The organism is Noviherbaspirillum album (assembly GCF_035916955.1).
Classification (GTDB): domain Bacteria; phylum Pseudomonadota; class Gammaproteobacteria; order Burkholderiales; family Burkholderiaceae_D; genus Noviherbaspirillum; species Noviherbaspirillum album.
Window position 1 is genome coordinate 248,310 of record NZ_JAWIIV010000004.1, and the last position, 17,064, is coordinate 265,373.

At 63.3% G+C, this 17,064-nt stretch carries 18 protein-coding genes; 7 read left to right on the plus strand and 11 right to left on the minus strand.

Annotation, left to right across the window (positions count from 1 at the left end; all coding sequences use genetic code 11):
- Positions 1–129 precede the first annotated feature (129 nt).
- The 3 genes from RY831_RS07415 (at position 130) to RY831_RS07425 (ending at position 3,717) form a co-directional block, all read left to right on the plus strand.
- Entirely contained in the window at positions 130–1,449 is a 1,320-nt protein-coding gene (locus RY831_RS07415) for an ABC transporter substrate-binding protein (protein WP_326505680.1), read from the plus strand.
- Between the two features lie 92 nt (positions 1,450–1,541).
- A complete protein-coding gene (locus RY831_RS07420; protein WP_326505681.1) occupies positions 1,542–2,408 on the plus strand; it encodes an ABC transporter ATP-binding protein in 867 nt (288 codons plus the stop codon).
- A 61-nt stretch (positions 2,409–2,469) separates the two neighbouring features.
- Positions 2,470–3,717, plus strand: coding sequence for a phenylacetate--CoA ligase family protein (locus RY831_RS07425; RefSeq protein WP_326505682.1), 1,248 nt, complete (start codon positions 2,470–2,472; stop codon positions 3,715–3,717).
- Positions 3,718–3,825: 108 nt separating this feature from the next.
- On the opposite strand, the gene RY831_RS07430 is transcribed toward RY831_RS07425, so the two are convergent.
- Positions 3,826–4,083, minus strand: coding sequence for a hypothetical protein (locus tag RY831_RS07430; RefSeq protein WP_326505683.1), 258 nt, complete (start codon positions 4,081–4,083; stop codon positions 3,826–3,828).
- A gap of 99 nt (positions 4,084–4,182) precedes the next feature.
- Entirely contained in the window at positions 4,183–4,494 is a 312-nt protein-coding gene (locus tag RY831_RS07435; protein WP_326505684.1) for a DUF1330 domain-containing protein, read from the minus strand.
- Between the two features lie 135 nt (positions 4,495–4,629).
- Between RY831_RS07435 and RY831_RS07440 the strand changes: the two genes are divergently transcribed.
- Positions 4,630–5,220: a hypoxanthine-guanine phosphoribosyltransferase gene (locus RY831_RS07440; RefSeq protein ID WP_326505685.1), complete on the plus strand. Its 591-nt coding sequence runs from the start codon at positions 4,630–4,632 to the stop codon at positions 5,218–5,220.
- Positions 5,221–5,690: 470 nt separating this feature from the next.
- Here the strand turns inward: RY831_RS07440 and RY831_RS07445 are convergent, their stop codons facing one another.
- Positions 5,691–6,662 carry an NAD(P)H-dependent flavin oxidoreductase gene (locus RY831_RS07445; RefSeq protein ID WP_326505686.1) on the minus strand — a complete coding sequence of 324 codons (972 nt, stop codon included), beginning with the start codon at positions 6,660–6,662 and terminating at the stop codon, positions 5,691–5,693.
- 155 nt (positions 6,663–6,817) lie between these two features.
- Between RY831_RS07445 and RY831_RS07450 the strand changes: the two genes are divergently transcribed.
- From RY831_RS07450 to RY831_RS07460, 3 genes are all read left to right on the plus strand, one after another.
- Entirely contained in the window at positions 6,818–7,471 is a 654-nt protein-coding gene (locus tag RY831_RS07450; RefSeq protein WP_326505687.1) for a TetR/AcrR family transcriptional regulator, read from the plus strand.
- Positions 7,472–7,924: 453 nt separating this feature from the next.
- Positions 7,925–8,782, plus strand: a complete 858-nt coding sequence (locus tag RY831_RS07455) for an enoyl-CoA hydratase-related protein (protein WP_326505688.1) — start codon at positions 7,925–7,927, stop codon at positions 8,780–8,782.
- Between the two features lie 38 nt (positions 8,783–8,820).
- On the plus strand, positions 8,821–9,723 hold the full coding sequence (locus RY831_RS07460; RefSeq protein ID WP_326505689.1) for an SDR family oxidoreductase: 903 nt from the start codon (positions 8,821–8,823) through the stop codon (positions 9,721–9,723).
- A gap of 30 nt (positions 9,724–9,753) precedes the next feature.
- Here the strand turns inward: RY831_RS07460 and RY831_RS07465 are convergent, their stop codons facing one another.
- The 8 genes from RY831_RS07465 to RY831_RS07500 form a co-directional block, all read right to left on the minus strand.
- Entirely contained in the window at positions 9,754–10,662 is a 909-nt protein-coding gene (locus tag RY831_RS07465) for an MBL fold metallo-hydrolase (RefSeq protein WP_326505690.1), read from the minus strand.
- A 13-nt stretch (positions 10,663–10,675) separates the two neighbouring features.
- Positions 10,676–11,125: a hypothetical protein gene (locus RY831_RS07470; protein WP_326505691.1), complete on the minus strand. Its 450-nt coding sequence runs from the start codon at positions 11,123–11,125 to the stop codon at positions 10,676–10,678.
- A 57-nt stretch (positions 11,126–11,182) separates the two neighbouring features.
- Positions 11,183–11,818 (minus strand): 2-hydroxychromene-2-carboxylate isomerase, encoded by a 636-nt coding sequence (locus RY831_RS07475; protein WP_326505692.1) that lies wholly within the window; start codon positions 11,816–11,818, stop codon positions 11,183–11,185.
- A 715-nt stretch (positions 11,819–12,533) separates the two neighbouring features.
- Positions 12,534–12,734 carry a DUF1289 domain-containing protein gene (locus RY831_RS07480; RefSeq protein WP_326505693.1) on the minus strand — a complete coding sequence of 67 codons (201 nt, stop codon included), beginning with the start codon at positions 12,732–12,734 and terminating at the stop codon, positions 12,534–12,536.
- Positions 12,731–13,222: a YbaK/EbsC family protein gene (locus RY831_RS07485; RefSeq protein WP_326505694.1), complete on the minus strand. Its 492-nt coding sequence runs from the start codon at positions 13,220–13,222 to the stop codon at positions 12,731–12,733. The genes RY831_RS07480 and RY831_RS07485 overlap by 4 nt, the downstream gene beginning before the upstream one ends.
- 10 nt (positions 13,223–13,232) lie before the next feature.
- The gene (locus RY831_RS07490) at positions 13,233–13,832 is read right to left on the minus strand and encodes a uracil-DNA glycosylase family protein (protein ID WP_326505695.1); all 600 of its coding nucleotides are present in this window, start codon (positions 13,830–13,832) and stop codon (positions 13,233–13,235) included.
- 6 nt (positions 13,833–13,838) lie between these two features.
- Complete coding sequence (locus RY831_RS07495) at positions 13,839–14,747, minus strand: hydroxymethylglutaryl-CoA lyase (protein WP_326505696.1); 909 nt, start codon at positions 14,745–14,747, stop codon at positions 13,839–13,841.
- A gap of 248 nt (positions 14,748–14,995) precedes the next feature.
- On the minus strand, positions 14,996–17,011 hold the full coding sequence (locus RY831_RS07500) for an acetyl/propionyl/methylcrotonyl-CoA carboxylase subunit alpha (protein ID WP_326505697.1): 2,016 nt from the start codon (positions 17,009–17,011) through the stop codon (positions 14,996–14,998).
- Between the last annotated feature and the right edge of the window lie 53 nt (positions 17,012–17,064).

The window sequence follows — 17,064 nt, forward strand, 5'->3', positions numbered from 1 at the left end:
GCTGGGAGGGGGATGGGTTTAATGCGCAGATCAAAAACCATCCCCTCCCCAACCCTCCCCTTGAAGGGGAGGGAGCTAAAACAGGTTTGACCCCGTACCGCAAAGCACGCCCACAACAAGGAGACCAACATGAAGTTGAAGAACATCGCTGCCACCGCCGCCATCGCAGTCGCCGGCTTCTCGGCACTGACCACCGCGTCGCTGTCCTACGCGCAGAATGCCGAACAGTTCATTCCGCTGCTGGTGTACCGCACCGGCCAGTTCGCGCCGCTCGGCATTCCCTGGGCCAACGGCAAGCAGGATTACCTGAAGCTGATCAATGCGCGCGACGGCGGCGTCAACGGCGTCAAGCTGACGTACGAGGAATGCGAAACCGCCTATGACGCGGCCAAAGGTGTCGAATGCTACGAGCGCCTGAAGGGACGCGGTACCGGCGCCGCCGGCTTCGACCCGCAGTCGACCGGCATCACCTTCGCCGTGACCGACAAGGCCTATGCCGACAAGATGCCGATCGAGACGCTGGGCTACGGCTTGTCGCAGTCGGTCGACGGCACCGTGTTCGAATGGAACTTCCCGTTGCTGGGCACCTACTGGACCGCGGCCGACGTCATGATCCAGGACATCATGAAGAAGGAAAAGGGCAACCTGAAGGGCAAGAAGATCGCGCTGGTCTATCACGACTCGCCCTATGGCAAGGAACCGATTCCGCTGCTGCAGAAGCGCGCCGCCAAGGATGGCTTCACGCTGTCGCTGTTCCCGGTCACGCCGCCTGGCGTGGAACAGAAGTCGACCTGGCTGCAGATCCGCCAGCAGCGTCCCGACTATGTGCTGTTCTGGAGCGCGGGCGTGATGACGCCGGCGGCGATCCGCGAGGCGCAGGCCACGGGTTATCCGCGCGACAAGATGTATGCGATCTGGTGGGCCGGCTCCGACCATGACGTGAAAGACCTCGGCGACGGCGCCAAGGGCTACAACGCGATCACCATCCACAACAGCGCCGCGCGCGACAAGGTGCATGAAGACCTGAAGAAGCTGGTCTACGACAAGGGCCAGGGCACCGCGTCCGACGCGAGCGAGATCGGCACGCTGGCGCATACCCGCGGCATGATGATCTCGATGATGCAGGTCGAGGCGATCCGCACCGCGCAGGAGAAATACGGCAAGGGCAAGCCGCTGACGCCGGAGCAGGTGCGCTGGGGCTTCGAGAACCTGAACCTGACCGCCGAGCGCCTGAAGGCGCTGGGCTTCGGCGAAATCATGCGTCCGGTGCAGACTTCCTGCAGCAACCACATGGGCGCCGACTGGGCCCGCATCGTGCAGTGGGATGGCAAGAAGTGGAACATCACTTCCGACTGGTACCAGTCCGACAAGTCGCTGATCGATCCGCTGGTCAAGGAGTATGCGGAGAAGTATGCGAAGGAAAAGAACGTCAAGCCGCGCAGCTGCTGATGCGTCATTGATGTCTGCTGCAGAGGCGCCCTTTCATCGGGCAGCCTCTGCAGGTTTCTACCGGTTCAACGATCAAGCAACAAGGAAATCCTATGACCTCCGCCGTGCTGTCCGCCGCGCCCGCGAGCGCGCCCGCTCAATCCGCGCCATCGCCGCAGCTTGCCAATCTGCTGGAAGTCAATGGCATTGAAGTCATCTACAACCATGTGATCCTGGTACTCAAGGGCGTGTCGCTGAACGTGCCCGAGGGCCGCATCGTTGCGCTGCTGGGCGGCAACGGCGCCGGCAAGACCACGACTTTGCGCGCGGTGTCGAACCTGCTGCGCGGCGAACGCGGCGAAGTCACCAAGGGCATGATCCAGCTGCGCGGCGAGCGCATCGAGAATCTGTCGCCCGCCGACCTGGTGCAGCGCGGCGTGGTGCAGGTGATGGAAGGCCGGCACTGCTTCGCCCACCTGACGATTGAAGAGAACCTGCTGACCGGCGGCTACACGCTGAAGAACAAGGGCGATATCTCGGCCAACCTGGACAAGGTGTACAGCTATTTCCCGCGCCTGAAGACGCGCCGCACCTCGCAGGCCGCCTACACCTCCGGCGGCGAGCAGCAGATGTGCGCGATCGGCCGCGCACTGATGACCAGTCCGCGCATGGTGCTGCTGGACGAACCCTCGATGGGCCTGGCGCCGCGCATCGTCGAGGAAGTGTTCGACATCGTGCGGGACCTGAACCAGAAGGAAAAGGTGACTTTCCTGCTGGCGGAACAGAACACCAACATGGCGCTGAAATACGCCGACTACGGCTACATCATGGAAAGCGGCCGCATCGTGATGGATGGCAGCGCCACGGACCTCGCCAGCAATGAAGACGTCAAGGAGTTCTACCTCGGCGTCGGCGGCGAAGAGCGCAAGAGCTTCAGGGACGTGAAGAGCTACAAGCGGCGCAAGCGCTGGCTGGCCTGAACGCCGGCGCGGCCGGCGCCGCTGCCACATCGACTCCCATCATCGCAACCGCAGGCAAACCATGTCCGACTATTTCGATTCCCTGGAAACGCGCGACCCGCAGGAGCGCGAGCGCAGCCTGATGCAGGCGCTGCCGCAGCTGGTCGGCCGCGCGCAAGCCGCCCCGGGCTGGGCGCGCATTTTGTCCGGCGTGAACGCCGGCGACATCGCATCGCGCGCGGCGCTGGCGCAGTTGCCGGTCACCCGCAAGTCCGACCTGAAGGACCTGCAGCAGGCGGACTTCCCCTTTGGCGGCCTGACCACGACCGCCACGCCGCAGCTGCGCAGGCTGTTCATGTCGCCCGGCCCGATCTTCGATCCGGAGGGACAAGGACAGGACTGGTGGCGCTTTGCCAGGCCATTCACCGCGCTCGGCCTGCGCGCCGGCCATGTGCTGCAGAATTGCTTTTCCTATCATTTCACGCCTGCCGCCTTCATGGCCGAGGGCGGCGCGGCCAGGCTCGGCTGCCCGGTGATCCCCACCGGCATCGGCCAGACCGAGATGCAGGTGCAGGCGATGGCCGCCCTGAAGCCGGATGCCTATGTGGGCACGCCATCCTTCCTGAAGATCATCATCGAGAAGGCGCGAGAGATGGATGCCGACATCAGCAGCGTGCAGCGCGCGCTGGTGGGCGCGGAAGCCCTGCCGCCGTCATTGCGCAAGTGGCTGCAGGACAACGGCGTGCCGCATGTGCTGCAGATGTACGGTTCGGCCGACATCGGCAACATCGCCTACGAGACCGAGACCGGCGGCCAGGTCAATCCCGGCATGGTGCTCGATGAAGACCTGCTGCTGGAAATCGTGCGTCCCGGCACCGGCGATCCGGTGGCCGAGGGCGAGGTCGGCGAAGTGGTGATCACCTCGTTCAATCCCGACTATCCGCTGATCCGCTTCGGCACCGGCGACATGTCGGCGGTGCTGGCGGGCGTTTCGCCCTGCGGACGCACCAATACCCGCATCAAGGGATGGATGGGACGCGCCGACCAGACCACCAAGGTGCGCGCGATGTTCGTGCATCCGTCGCAGGTGGCGGAGGTGGTGAAGCGGCATCCGCAGATCCTGAAGGCGCGGCTAGTGGTCAGCGGCGAGATGGCCAATGACGTGATGACGCTGCATTGCGAAGTCGACCAGGCCAATGCCGTGGCAACCGAAGCCGTCGTGGATTCGATCCGTGAAATCACCAAGCTGCGCGGCGAGGTGCGCTTCGTTGCGCGCGGGAGCTTGCCGAACGACGGCAAGGTGATCGAGGATGCGCGCAAGTACGAATAGGCGCGGATGAACTTAGCGCAGTGAAGGAGCTAGATGAAAAGCGCCGCTGCCGGCGGGATTGCCGTAGCGGCGCTTTTTATTGCCAAATTACTGCCGAACGGCCAGGAATCAGAAGTCCTTCTTCACGACCTTGTCCGGCGACTTGCCCGGCCGGTCGTTGACCACCTCATCGACGCCGCCGGTTTCGCGCAGGTCGGTATCGACCTGTCCATTCTGCAAGTCCTTGTAGGCTTGCTTCATGTCATCGCGCACATTGTCGTCGTACAGGTCGTTCGACTCGTCGCGCTCGTGCGGCATGCGCGGTGTCGAACCTTCCTTGTACGGCCGCTGGGTGGAAATCTGGTGCTGCTTGAGTGTTCTGTCCATCGCTCCCTCGCTTGATGAAGAAATAACTATGGGAAAACTGTTCGAGGGCAGCGATGCGGAAAGATTCCATCCAAATGCCGATCAGGCAACATGAATCAATCAGGCCTCTTCCGGGCCCTCGACGATGTACAGCCTGCCGACGGAATTGGCCTGCCGGATCGGCAGCGCCTTCTGGTATTCCGGCGAGTTGTACCAGCGCTGCGCCGCTTCCAGCGACGGGAATTCCTGGATCACGGTGCGCCAGCCGGCGTTGTGGATCTCGTCCTCGCCCTCGAGCTGGATGCGCTGGCCGCCGCGCACCAGGAACTTGCCGCCGTACTGCGCCGCTGCGGCGGTCGACTGGGTACGGTAAGCTTCATAGTCCTGGGGGTTGGTCACTTGTATTTCTGCAACGACGTAGGCTTTCTTCATTGACAAGCTCCTTTGTTTCAACAAGGTCATTATCTTGCCACATTGCTTGCTGCGGCATATGATGGCCGCCCGCGGCGCATCAGACTGCAAGCCGATGCGCCGGCATTTTCATCATTTGTACCGAGGTCCGGCGCCATGCCTTATATCGATTCCGAATTCCACCGTGACAAAGCCCGTTCGCTGCTCAAGGATGCCGAACTGATTTTCGACGAAGCCGCCGTGCAGCGCGCGGTCGATGACGTGGCGGCAAAACTCAATGCCCGCTTCGACTGCGACGAAGGCGCGCCGTTTCCGCTGGTGCTGGGCGTGATGGGCGGCGCGGTCGTGTTCTGCGGCCAATTGCTGACGCGCCTGAAATTTCCGCTCGAGTTCGACTACATGCACGTGACCCGCTACGGCAGCAAGGATCAGGGCGGCAAGATCGAATGGAAGGTCATTCCGCGCTCGAACGTCGAGGGACGCACCGTGATCGTGCTCGACGACATCCTCGACGAGGGCGAGACGCTGGCGCATGTGAAGGAGCGCCTGTTCGAGATGGGTGCGGCGGAGGTGATTCTTGCGGTGTTCGCGGACAAGAATATCGGCAAGGCCAAGCCGGTGACGGCGGACTATATCGGGTTGACGCTGCCGAACAAGTTCGTGGTGGGATATGGGATGGATGCTTATGGGTACTGGCGGAATTTGCCGGGGATCTGGGCGATCAAGACAGGCGGCAATCCGGCCTGATTGCGGTGGATAAGGGGTAGTGCAGGCCTCCGTGCCTGCACAAATGACGTCTATCAATAAGAGAGTAGGCGCGCTGAAGATGCTTGCCGGGGGTGGCCCGGCGGCCACTCACTTTCTTTGCTTCGCCAAAGAAAGTAAGCAAAGAAAGGGGGCCGCCGAGGTGCAACACCCCTACCGCCGCCCCTGCGGGGTTCCCAAAAGAGCGATGCGTAAAGCGGGAAGCGCAGAAACTCGCCTTCGGCTCAAACATCTGCGCTTCTTTATCCGCTTTACGCATCGCTCTTTTGGCGTCGTTAGAGGGGGAAATTTAAACGGCCTCTGAGCGCGCGCTTAGCCACTCCCCTCTCCCGCAAGCGGGACGGAGGCAGGGTTTCGCAAACCATGGTTTGCGCTGCCGTAGTCGAACTGGCTTGCAAGCCAGTTCGTGGAGAGGGGTTGGGGGTAAGGGCGGCCGCAAGACCGCTGCCATCTCAAACCCCAACCCGCAGCTTCGCAGCCGCATACTCCGCCTTCAGCTTCTCCATCACTTCCGGCACGCTCAGCACCGCATCCATCAGCCCCACGCCCTGCCCCGCGCCCCAGATGTCGCGCCAGGCCTTGGCCTTGCTGCCGCCACCGGAGCCGAAGTTCATCACCGTCTTGTCGGCCTGCGGCAGGTTGTCCGGGTCGAGGCCTGCGGCGACGATGGATTTCTTCAGGTAGTTGCCGTGCACGCCGGTGAACAGGTTGGTGTACACCACGTCGGCGGCGGTCGATTCCACGATGGCCTGGCGGTAGGCTTCGTCCACGTTCGATTCCTTCGTCGCCAGCCAGCGCGAGCCGATGTAGGCAAAGTCCGCGCCCATGGCTTGCGCGGCGAGCACGGCGTCGCCGGTGGCGATCGAACCAGACAGCGCGATCGGTCCCTTGAAGAACTTGCGCACCTCGCCCACCAGCGCGAACGGCGACAGCGCGCCCGCATGGCCGCCGGCGCCGGCCGCGACCAGGATCAGGCCGTCGACTCCGGCTTCCAGCGCCTTCTGCGCATGGCGGATCGAGATCACATCGTGCAGCACGATGCCTCCGTAGCTGTGGATCGCATCGAGCATTTCCTTCGGCGGCGCGCGCAGGCTGGAGATGATGATCGGGATCCGGTGCTTGACGCAAACCTCGACGTCATGCGCGAGGCGGTCGTTGGACTGGTGCACGATCTGGTTTACCGCGATCGGGCCGACCTTGGCCCCGGGGTTGGCCTGGCGGAATTCTTCCAGCTCGGCCTGGATCTCGGTCAGCCAGGTATCGAGCAGTTCGGCGGGACGGGCGTTGAGCGCGGGAAAGGAACCGACGATGCCGGCCTTGCACTGCGCCTTGACCAGCGCCGGTCCGCTGGCGATGAACATCGGTGAAGCGATGACCGGCAGGCTGAGGTTTTGCAAGACGGCCGGCAAATGACTGTTGCTCATGGATTCTCCTTGGCGAATCCTGCCTGCAGGACAGGCAGATGGAATGATGAAGGACGCTTGTCGACGGACTCGCATGTGTCCGCGATTGCGTTTTCTGGAATTCTGTTTATGATGTTATCAGAAAAAACAATGTTATTTACACGCCTCATTCGAGCATGAAATCTAAAAAAACACCGGTTGTCGATTTTCGCCAGGCGCAGGAGGATCTGCGCGGCACCTTGCGCCAGGGCATGCTGGACGCGGCCACGCGCCTGCTGACCGAGGAAGGGCCGGCCGCGCTGACGGTGCGCCGCGTGGCGGAGGCGGTGAACTGCTCGACCACGCTGCTGTACTCGCTGTTCGGCGGCAAGGACGGCCTGGCTAACGAACTTTATCTGGAAGGCTTCGCGCGGCTCAAGGCAGCGTTCGCCGATGCGGCGGCGCAGGCGGCGAAGAAGAAATCGTCGCAGCAGGGGCTGGAGCCGCTGCTGCTGCATGCGAAGGTGTATCACGAATATGCAAGGCGCAATCCCAGCTACTACATGGTGATGTTCGGCGACGCCATCGCCGGCTTCGTGCCGCCGGTGGAATCGCGCAACCAGGCCTGGGAGTCGCTGGCGGCGTTGATCGAAACCTTTGAGCGGGTGATGGAAAGCGGGGCGTTGCCGAAGTCGAATCCGACGGCGGCGGCAAGGTTGCTATGGGCGGCGATGCATGGCGCGGTGAGCCTGGAGCTGAAGGGGTATTACCTGAAGACGGAGCGGGCGGATGAGTTGTTCGATGCGGCGGTGGGTGCGGTGTTGAAGTCGTTGCAGATAGAGGGAAATTGAACTGAAGGTTCTCTTGCTACCGCCCTCACCCCCACCCCTCTCCACGAACTGGCTTGCAAGCCAGTTCGACTACGGCAGCGCAAACCATGGTTTGCGAAACCCGGCCTCCGTCCCGCTTGCGGGAGAGGGGAGTGGCCAAGCTCGCGCTCAGAGGCTGTTTAAATTTCCCCTCTAACGACGCCAAAAGAGCGATGCGTAAAGCGGATAAAGAAGCGCAGATGTTTGAGCCGAAGGCGAGTTTCTGCGCTTCCCGCTTTACGCATCGCTCTTTTGGGAACCCCGCAGGGGCGGCGGTAGGGGTGTCGCACCTCGGCGGCCCCCTTTCTTTGCTTACTTTCTTTGGCGAAGCAAAGAAAGTGAGTGGCCCGCCGGGGCCAGTCCCGGCAAGCCTCCACGGAGAACACGACGTTCTGCATCACCGAAGAGATGACCACATAAAAGCAGGAGACAATCATGACCTACGAAACGATCACTCTAACCATCACCAACAAGATCGCCCACCTCACCCTAAACCGCCCCGCCACCCTCAACACCATGCACCCCGTGCTCTGGCGCGAACTCACCCACGCCCTCACCACCCTGCAAAGAGAAGCACCCGCCCGCGCGCTCGTCATCTCCTCGACAGGCAAGCACTTCACCGCCGGCATGGCGCTCGACGTCTTCGGCGCCGACAGCGGCATCTCGCTCAACGACAACAGCGCAGCCGGCCGCGCCAACATCGTGCCGCAGCTTGCCGACATGCAGCGGGCCTTCACCCTGATCGAGCAGCTGCGCATGCCGGTGATCGCCGCGATCCAGGGTGGCTGCATCGGCGGCGGCGTCGACATGATCTCCGCCTGCGACATCCGCCTCGCCACGAACGATGCCTTCTTCTGCATCCAGGAAATCAACATCGGCATGACCGCCGACCTCGGCACGCTGCAGCGCCTGCCGAAGCTCATTCCCGAGGGCATCGTGCATGAACTCGCGTACACCGGCCGCCGTCTGCCGGCGCAGCGCGCACTCGCCGTCGGTTTGGTCAATGAGCTGTTCGACACGCAGGAAAAGATGATCGAGGCGGCCCTGCAGATGGCGCGCGAAATCGCGGAGAAGCCGCCGGTGGCGATCTGGGGCAGCAAGCAGGCGATCCACTATGCGCGCGACCATTCCACCCACGATGCCCTGCAGCAGATGGGCTGGCTGCAGTCCGGTATCTGGCAGACCGGCAACCTGGTGGAAGCCTTCACCGCCAGGCAGCAGGGCCGCGCCGCGCAGTTCGACGATCTTGCGCCGCTGCGTTCCTTTGAAGAAGGCAAGTACGAGTTGAAGTAAACACCGCACCGCAAACCGCAAACACACAGGAGACCATCATGTTCCAACCCAAACTGATGCAGGGCAAACGCATTCTCGTCACCGGCGGCGGCACCGGCCTCGGCCGCGCGATGGCAGAGAAATATCTGTCGCTCGGCGCCGATATCTATATCTGCGGACGCCGCAAGCAGGTCTGCGACGATACCGCGAAGGAAATGATGGCAGCCCACGGCGGCTCGGTGAAAACCTTCGGCATCGACATCCGCGACGCGGCGGCGGTCGACGACATGATCGAGCAGATCTTCGCCGAGGGACCGCTGACCGGCCTGGTCAACAACGCGGCCGGCAACTTCATCTCGCCGACCTCGGCCCTGTCGCCGCGCGGCTTCGATGCGATCGCCAACATTGTCATGCACGGCACCTTCTACGTCACGCATGCGGTGGGCCGGCGCTGGGTGGAGATGGCGGCCAAGGGACAATGGAAACCGGAAGACGGCTACCGCAGCGTGGTCTCCATCATCGTCACCTGGGTGCTCAACGGCGGCCCCTTCGTCGTGCCTTCATCGATGAGCAAGGCGGCGATCCATACGATGACCATGTCATTGGCGACCGAATGGGCGCAGTACGGCGTGCGCCTGAATGCGATCGGCCCTGGCGAGATTCCCACCGAGGGCATGAGCAAGCGACTGAATCCGGGCGAGGAGCCGGGCGCGCGTTCGGCCGCGATCAACCCGATGGGGCGTGCCGGAAAGATGGAGGAGCTGCAAAACCTCGCGACCTTCCTGATGAGCGACGGCTGCGACTGGCTGACCGGCCAGGCCATCATGATGGACGGCGGCAACCACCTTGCGACCGGCGGCAATTTCTACAGCCTGCGCAGCTGGAGCGAAGAACAGTGGAAGGAAGCGCGCGACCGCATCGAGGCGCAGAACAAGAAGGACAGGGAGCAGCGCAGCGCCTGATACCTGAGGCAAGGCTTCCCGGCGGGCTGCTCAGTCCCGGTTGAGCAGCCGGTCGCCCTGCACCTGCGCGGCGCCGGCGCGCAGCAGCTGGGCCACCGCCCACTGCGCGAGTTCGGCCGCGGGCTTGCCGAGGTAACGCCGGTTGGCCTCGCGCACCAGCAGCATGTCGCCCATCAGGGTTTCGACCTCGGCCATGGCGATGCCCTGCCTGTCGAGCAGCAGGAATTTCAGCAGTACCTTGATCGCGTTCTGCGCATTGCGCGCCGGATCGGCGACGAAATAGTCGAGCCGGGAAAAGGCGGTCGTCAGCGCCTTGCCAACATCGGTGAACGGCGCGCCGTGGCCGGGGATAACCAGCTTCACGTCGAGCGACGCGATCAGTTCCAGTGTCGCTCGCACCTCGGCGAATCCCGACTCGCCTTCCAGTTCCGGGAACACCACGCCGAAGCCGTTTTCCCACAACGCGTCGGCCGAGATCAGAATGCCTTCGTCGGCGCAGAAAAAGATCAATGAATGCGGATCGTGCCCCGGCGCGGCCAGCGCCTGCCAGGCCATGTCGCCCAGGGTCAGCACGTCGCCGGGGTCGATGGTCTCGCTGAAGCCGAAGCGTTCGCACTGCTGGCCGGTGGCCTTGTAGGTGAGGGTTTCGGCATTCCACTCGCGCACCTTGCCGGCTTCGGCGGCCGGGATTGCGGTGCTGCAGGAAAAGGCGCGCTGCAGCGCCGCGTTGCCGCCGCAATGGTCGGAATGCAGGTGGGTATTGACCAGCAGGTCGAGCCCGCGCTTGCCCAGCGCATGCCGCACCAGCGCCACCGTCTGTTCCGCATGTGTCGCATAGCCGCTGTCGATGAGCGCGGTCCGGTCGCGGCCGGTGAACAATATGTTGTTCGACGACAGCCAGCCGCGCTCGAACACCTGCATTGACGATGGCAGTTTCATTGGGCGGGCAGCTTCATTTCTTCATCTGGTAGGCCAGCGAGATTTTCGCGAACTCCACCAGCACCGCCTGCGAACCGCCGTTGAAGGTGGTGAAGCTGTTGCCGCTGCGGACCACGAGGCGCGGCGGGAAGATCGCGCTCAGGTAGGGAACGCCGATCAGCTTGGCGCTGCGGATGTCGCGCCATTCGACATGGCGGTTGTACATCCAGCGCTGCGTGATGCCGGTGTCGTCGATGGTGACCGTGGAGCGCAGGAACCAGTAGTAGCTGATGGCCAGCATCAGCGCCGCGGCCGCCAGCAGGGCCTTGATGCCGAAACCGTATTCAAGCAGCGGGAAGCGCGCGGTGATGCTGCCGGCATACACCACGAGAACGATGGTGACGACGGTGGCCAGGAACTTGAACCAGAGACTGTAGGCGGGGCCGGTGACGGTTTGCTCCGGTTTGTAGAAGTTGAGTTGCATGGTTGCTATTGCCTTAGATACTGCGTTAGATACTACGTTAGGTGTTGCGTTGGATGTTCATCTGCGCCGCTGTATGCCCACCGGACGGTCGGCGGCCCGCAGGTAGGACGGCGATTGGAAAAAGGGATCGCCGCCCAGATAGGCTAGCAGCATGTCGGTCGAATCGAATCCCCAGAACACGCGATTATCCACTACCGCGCTCGGCACGCCAAACACGCCGGCGCCGATGGCCTGTTCGGCATTGACGCGCAGCTGCTGCTTGACCTCGTCGGCGGCCAGCATGTCCGGCGTGACATGCATTTCCTGCAACAGCGCCTGGAAGCGCGTTTCATCGGATGGGGTATTGCCCTCGCGCCAGACCCAGTGGAACAGGCGGCGTATCACCTCAGGCGTGCTGCCGAGGGCGATGCACAGGCGCAGCAGCGGCAACGGATTGAACGGATGCTCGGGCGGCATCGTCATCGGGATGCCGTGCTTGTGCGCGAGCCACAGGCAGTGCTCGTAGGTCCATTGCCGCTTGGGCGCGAGTTCGGCGGGGCCGGTGGTGCCCCAGTGATTGAGGAGTGCGGCGATGAGCACCGGCTTGAAGTCGATCCGGGTGTGCGGGGGAAGTTGGGAGAGTTGTTCGTGCTGCAGGTAGGAGAAGGGGGAGATGAAGTCGAAGTACCAGATGATGGGGGTTGTGGCATTCATGTTTTTCTCCATTTCTGTGTTGTGTTGATTTAGTAAGCTTTTTCTCCGGTGATGCAATAACTTAGTCTCTTTGTGGAGGCTTGCCGGGTGCGGCCCGGCAGCCGCTCACTTTCTTTGCTCCGCCAAAGAAAGTAAGCAAAGAAAGGCGGCCGCAGGCAAGCAGCCCCTTCGGGGTTCCCGAAAAAGTAGGGGCCGAAGCGGGAAGTGAAACAAACTCGCCCTGCGGGCTCAGACAAGTTTCACTTCTGATCCGCTTCAACCCCTACTTTTCCGGCTGCTCGCAAGCGGTGAACGGCAAAACAGCCTCTATGCGCGAGTTTGGTCTCTCCCCTCTCCCGCAGGCGGGAGAGGGGTTGGGGGGTGAGGGCGGTCGCAAGGGAATAACGGTTCCCAACACCCGAAAACCCAGCCCAGAACACGCAAACAAAGCACACCAGGCCAAGCTCGCACACAGAGGCTGTTAGCTCCCCCTCTAGCGACGCCAAAAGTGCGGGCGGCAAAGCGGATAAAGAAGCGCAGACTGTCTGAGCCGCAGGCGAGTTTCTGCGCTTCCCGCTTTGTCGCCCGCACTTTTGGGAACCCCGCAGGGGCGGCGATAGGGGTGTCGCCTTTTTTGCCTACTTTTTTGGCGAAGCAAAAAAGTAGGTGGCCCGCCGGGGCCAGACCCAGCCAGCATCCACGGAGAGCATGACGCTTTGCATCACCGAAGAAAAACCTAAAACAACTCTTCTTCCCGACGCTTGATCTCCACCCAAACCGCCCTCTTAACCTCCTCACTCGCCGCCCCCCACTGCACGATCTCATCAATCGTCCGCAGGCACCCCTCGCACAACCCCGTCTGCGCATTCATCTTGCACAAGCTGATGCAAGGCGACGGCACCCTGCCCTCATCATTAACCGGATCGTAGGAAATCATCGCAGCGCCACATCCGCCACCGGCGCGCCGGTCATCGCCTGCAGCTGCTGCGGCGTGAGGTTGAACACCGCATGCGGATGCCCGGCCGCGGCCCAGACGCTGGGCAGCTTCATCAGGTCTTCATCGATCAGCATCACGGTCTTGTCCACGTGCCCGATCGGGCAGACCCCGCCGATCGCATAACCGATGCGGGTCTTCACGAATTTCGCGTCGGCGCGGCCGAGCGGTCCGACCCGGGCGGCCACCTTGCTTTCATCGACGCGGTTGATGCCGCTGGCCACCACCATCACCGCCGCATCATCGGCAAGGCGGCGGAACACGATGGACTTGGCGATCTCGGCGACGCTGCAGCCGAGGCCGGCAGCGGCTTCGGCGGAGGTCTTGCCGGTTTCCGGCAGCATCACGACCGGCTTGTCGTGGCCGAGCTCGGCCAGGAGATCGGCCACGCGCCGCGCGCTGTCGGGCAGTTTCGTTTCGGTGTTGCTCATGTTGCTCATCTCAGTCATTCATCAGAAGGGCGATGCGCTGCCGCAGTTCCGGCACCACCTCCCGTTCGAACCAGGAATTGGCCTGAAACCAGGCGATGTTGCGCGGACTCGGGTGCGGCAGCGGGAGATACCCGGGCAGGTAGTCACGCCAGGCCGCCACCGTCTCGGTCAGCGTGCGCCGGCCATTGTCCCGCAAATAATATTCCTGCGCATGGCGGCCGATCAGCAGCGTCAGCTCCACCCGTGGCATCAGCTCCAGCAGCGGCGCATGCCAGGCCGGCGCGCATTCCGGGCGCGGCGGCAGGTCGCCGCTCCTGCCCTTGCCGGGATAGCAGAAACCGGTCGGCACGATGGCCACCCTGCCTTCGTCGTAGAACGTTTCGCGCGGCATCTGCAGCCAGTTGCGCAGGCGGTCGCCGGAGGGGTCGTTCCACGGAATGCCGGTGTCATGCACGCGGCGTCCCGGCGCCTGGCCGACGATCAGCAGCCGTGCGCTTGGACTTGCCTGCACCACCGGGCGCGGACCATGCGGCAGATGCGCGCTGCATCGTTCGCAGGCGCGGATCGCGGCCAGCAGTTCCGGCAACGGGCGCAGCGGCGCTTCCTTCAAAAGCTTTTACCCCGCCCGCTTCGCGGCAATCGCGTTGCCGGTGCGGCTGGCCGCCTTGCGGCCGAGATGCTGCGAGATGAACTGGCCGGCGTCGACCACCTTGTCGAGATCGATGCCGGTGTCGATGCCCAGGCCGTTCAGCAGGAACAGCACATCCTCGGTCGAGACGTTGCCCGTCGCGCCCTTCGCATACGGACAGCCGCCCAGGCCCGCCACCGAGGAATGGAAGATCGAGATGCCGACTTCCAGGCTGGCATAGATGTTCGCGGTGGCCTGGCCGTAGGTGTCGTGGAAATGGCCGGACAGGCGCTCGATCGGAAATTCCTTCGCCACCCGCTCCATCACCGCCTGCACCTTCCTCGGCGTGCCGACGCCGATAGTGTCGGCGATGTCGATCTCGTCGCAGCCGAGTTCACGCAGGCGGCGCACAACGTCGGCCACGCTGTCGGCCGGCACCTCGCCCTGGTAGGGGCAGCCGAACGAGCAGCTGATGCTGCCGCGCAGCCGGATGTTGTGCTGCTTGGCGGCTTGCGCCACATCGCGGAAGCGCTCGATCGATTCGGCGATCGAGCAGTTGATGTTGCGCTGGGAAAAGGCTTCCGAGGCGGCGCCGAAGATCACCACTTCATCGGCTTTGGCCGCCAGCGCGGCTTCGAAGCCCTTCATGTTGGGCGTCAGCGCGGAATAGACGACGCCGGGCTTGCGGCGGATCCTGTCCATCACTTCGGTTGAGGTCGCCATCTGCGGCACCCACTTCGGCGAGACGAAGGATGCGGCTTCGATGTTGACGAAGCCGGCATCGGTCAGGCGGTCGACCAGTTCGATCTTGACCTCGGCGGAAATGGTTTCCTTCTCGTTCTGCAAGCCGTCGCGGGGACCGACTTCGACGATTTTCACTTTACTGGGGAGGCTCATGGTGTGCCTTTCGGTAAATTCCTTATCCAACCCTTCCTTTGCAGACCATTCGTTGCCGATCGCATGCAAGCCCTCAGTCGCCCCTGCCCCTTCAAGGGGAAGGTTGGGATGGGGATGGGGTTAAACAACGTGCATTCAACCCATCCCCACCCTAACCTCCCCTTGAAGGGGAGGGAATCTCAAGGTCTTGGCAAAGTTGGCAAACCTCTGTCTTCAAAGAAAGGGAACTGTTCAATAACTCCGGCTACCTACGCCGCCTTGAACGCCAGCAACTGCGCGCCTTCCGCCACCTGGTCGCCGACCGCGTACAGCAGGTCCTCGACCGTGCCGTTGGCCGGCGCGGCGATCGTGTGTTCCATCTTCATCGCTTCCATGATCAGCAGCGGCGCGCCCTTCTCCACCGTCTTGCCCTTCTCCACCAGCAGCGCCACGATCTTGCCCGGCATCGGCGCGGTCAGGCGGCCGCCTTCGGCTTCGCTCTCACCGGCATGGGCCAGCGGATCGTTGTAGTTCAACACGGTATGCGCGCCGCCGCTGAACACGTGGAATACGTCTCCTGTCCGCACCACCGTGCCGCGCACCGCCGTGCCGTCGACCTTGATCACCAGGTGCTGGCCGGCGCGCTCGACCAGCGTCATCGCCGCGGAGGCGCCGTTCAGGCCGAGCGACCAGCCGCTGTCGCGATAGGAAACCGCCACCGGATAGGTGGTGCCTTCTTCCGCGAATTCCAGGGAGCGCAGCAGGGCGCCGTTCATGCGCCAGCCGCTGGTGTTGGCCCAGGGATCGTTGGCCGCGGCCCCGGCGCTCTGCTCGGACGACAGCAGCGAGGCCGCCGCCAGGCCGAGAATCTGCAGCGAGACCGGCTGCTGTGCCGGGAACAGTGCATCGTGGTTGCGCTCGATCAGGCCGGTGTCGAGGTCGGCCTGCGAGAACGGCCGGCTTTCCACCAGGCGCTTCAGGAAAGCCACGTTGGTGGCCAGGCCGACCACCTGGTATTCGGCCAGCGCCTGCGACATGTGCGCCAGCGCTTCCTCGCGGTCGTTGCCCCACACGATCAGCTTGGCGATCATCGGATCGTAGAACGGCGAAATCGCATCGCCTTCACGCACGCCGGAATCGATGCGCACCGCGGCCGGATTGCCGGCCACGCTGCCGTTGCCCAGCTGGAACGCGACCGAGTCCGGCGTATGCAGGTGCTGCAGCGTGCCGATCGACGGCAGGAAGCCCTTCTCCGGATTCTCCGCATAGATGCGCGCCTCCAGCGCATGGCCGTGGATGGTCAGTTCTTCCTGCTTCTTCGGCAGCGCTTCGCCAAATGCGATGCGCAACTGCCATTCCACCAGGTCGAGCCCGGTGATCATCTCGGTGACCGGATGCTCGACCTGCAGCCGGGTGTTCATTTCCATGAAGTAGAACGAGCCGTCCTGGTTGGCGATGAATTCCACCGTGCCGGCGCCGACGTAGCCGACGGCCTTGGCGGCGGCCACCGCGGCCTCGCCCATCGCGCGGCGGCGCTCTTCGGTCATGCCGGGCGCCGGCGCTTCTTCCAGCACCTTCTGGTGGCGGCGCTGCACCGAGCAGTCGCGCTCGAAGAGATACACGCAGTTGCCTTGCTGGTCTGCAAAGACCTGGATCTCGATGTGGCGCGGCCGGGTCAGGTATTTCTCGACCAGCACCTTGTCGTCGCCGAAGCTGTTGATCGCCTCGCGCTTGCAGGATTCGAGCGCTGCCTTGAAGTCCTCGCTTTTTTCCACGATGCGCATGCCCTTGCCGCCGCCGCCGGCGGACGCTTTCAGCAGGACCGGGTAGCCGATCTTGTCGGCCTGCTCTCGCAGGAAATCGGCATCCTGGTTGTCGCCGTGATAACCCGGCACCAGCGGCACGTTGGCCTTTTCCATCAGCGCCTTGGCGGCCGACTTGGAGCCCATCGCGCGGATGGCGGAAGCCGGCGGGCCGATGAAGGCGATGCCCGCTTTCGCGCAGGCTTCGGCGAAGTCTTCGTTCTCGGACAGGAAGCCGTAGCCGGGATGGATCGCTTGCGCTCCGGTAGCCTTCGCGACTTCGATGATCTTGTCGGCGCGCAGGTAGCTTTCCTTGGCCGGCGCGGGGCCGATCAGGACGGATTCGTCGCAAACGGCGACATGCTTGGCATTGGCATCGGCCTCGGAATACACCGCGACGCTTTTGACGCCGAGGCGGTGGGCCGTTGAAGCAACGCGGCAGGCGATTTCGCCGCGATTGGCAATCAGGATCTTGGTGAACACGCTATCTCCTTATGGGGTGCGGTGGTTGTCTCTTGTTATCTTCGTTGTCTCTC

What these genes read in the sequence shown, in the direction of transcription:
- RY831_RS07450 (WP_326505687.1), top strand. Translation starts at nt 6,818, where the DNA reads ATGAAATCTAAAAAAACACCGGTTGTCGATTTTCGCCAGGCGCAGGAG.
- RY831_RS07475 (WP_326505692.1), bottom strand. Translation starts at nt 11,818, where the DNA reads ATGAATGCCACAACCCCCATCATCTGGTACTTCGACTTCATCTCCCCC.
- RY831_RS07430 (WP_326505683.1), bottom strand. Translation starts at nt 4,083, where the DNA reads ATGGACAGAACACTCAAGCAGCACCAGATTTCCACCCAGCGGCCGTAC.
- RY831_RS07495 (WP_326505696.1), bottom strand. Translation starts at nt 14,747, where the DNA reads ATGAGCCTCCCCAGTAAAGTGAAAATCGTCGAAGTCGGTCCCCGCGAC.
- RY831_RS07455 (WP_326505688.1), top strand. Translation starts at nt 7,925, where the DNA reads ATGACCTACGAAACGATCACTCTAACCATCACCAACAAGATCGCCCAC.
- RY831_RS07445 (WP_326505686.1), bottom strand. Translation starts at nt 6,662, where the DNA reads ATGAGCAACAGTCATTTGCCGGCCGTCTTGCAAAACCTCAGCCTGCCG.
- RY831_RS07420 (WP_326505681.1), top strand. Translation starts at nt 1,542, where the DNA reads ATGACCTCCGCCGTGCTGTCCGCCGCGCCCGCGAGCGCGCCCGCTCAA.
- RY831_RS07425 (WP_326505682.1), top strand. Translation starts at nt 2,470, where the DNA reads ATGTCCGACTATTTCGATTCCCTGGAAACGCGCGACCCGCAGGAGCGC.
- RY831_RS07465 (WP_326505690.1), bottom strand. Translation starts at nt 10,662, where the DNA reads ATGAAACTGCCATCGTCAATGCAGGTGTTCGAGCGCGGCTGGCTGTCG.
- RY831_RS07485 (WP_326505694.1), bottom strand. Translation starts at nt 13,222, where the DNA reads ATGAGCAACACCGAAACGAAACTGCCCGACAGCGCGCGGCGCGTGGCC.
- RY831_RS07460 (WP_326505689.1), top strand. Translation starts at nt 8,821, where the DNA reads ATGTTCCAACCCAAACTGATGCAGGGCAAACGCATTCTCGTCACCGGC.
- RY831_RS07415 (WP_326505680.1), top strand. Translation starts at nt 130, where the DNA reads ATGAAGTTGAAGAACATCGCTGCCACCGCCGCCATCGCAGTCGCCGGC.
- RY831_RS07480 (WP_326505693.1), bottom strand. Translation starts at nt 12,734, where the DNA reads ATGATTTCCTACGATCCGGTTAATGATGAGGGCAGGGTGCCGTCGCCT.
- RY831_RS07470 (WP_326505691.1), bottom strand. Translation starts at nt 11,125, where the DNA reads ATGCAACTCAACTTCTACAAACCGGAGCAAACCGTCACCGGCCCCGCC.
- RY831_RS07440 (WP_326505685.1), top strand. Translation starts at nt 4,630, where the DNA reads ATGCCTTATATCGATTCCGAATTCCACCGTGACAAAGCCCGTTCGCTG.
- RY831_RS07435 (WP_326505684.1), bottom strand. Translation starts at nt 4,494, where the DNA reads ATGAAGAAAGCCTACGTCGTTGCAGAAATACAAGTGACCAACCCCCAG.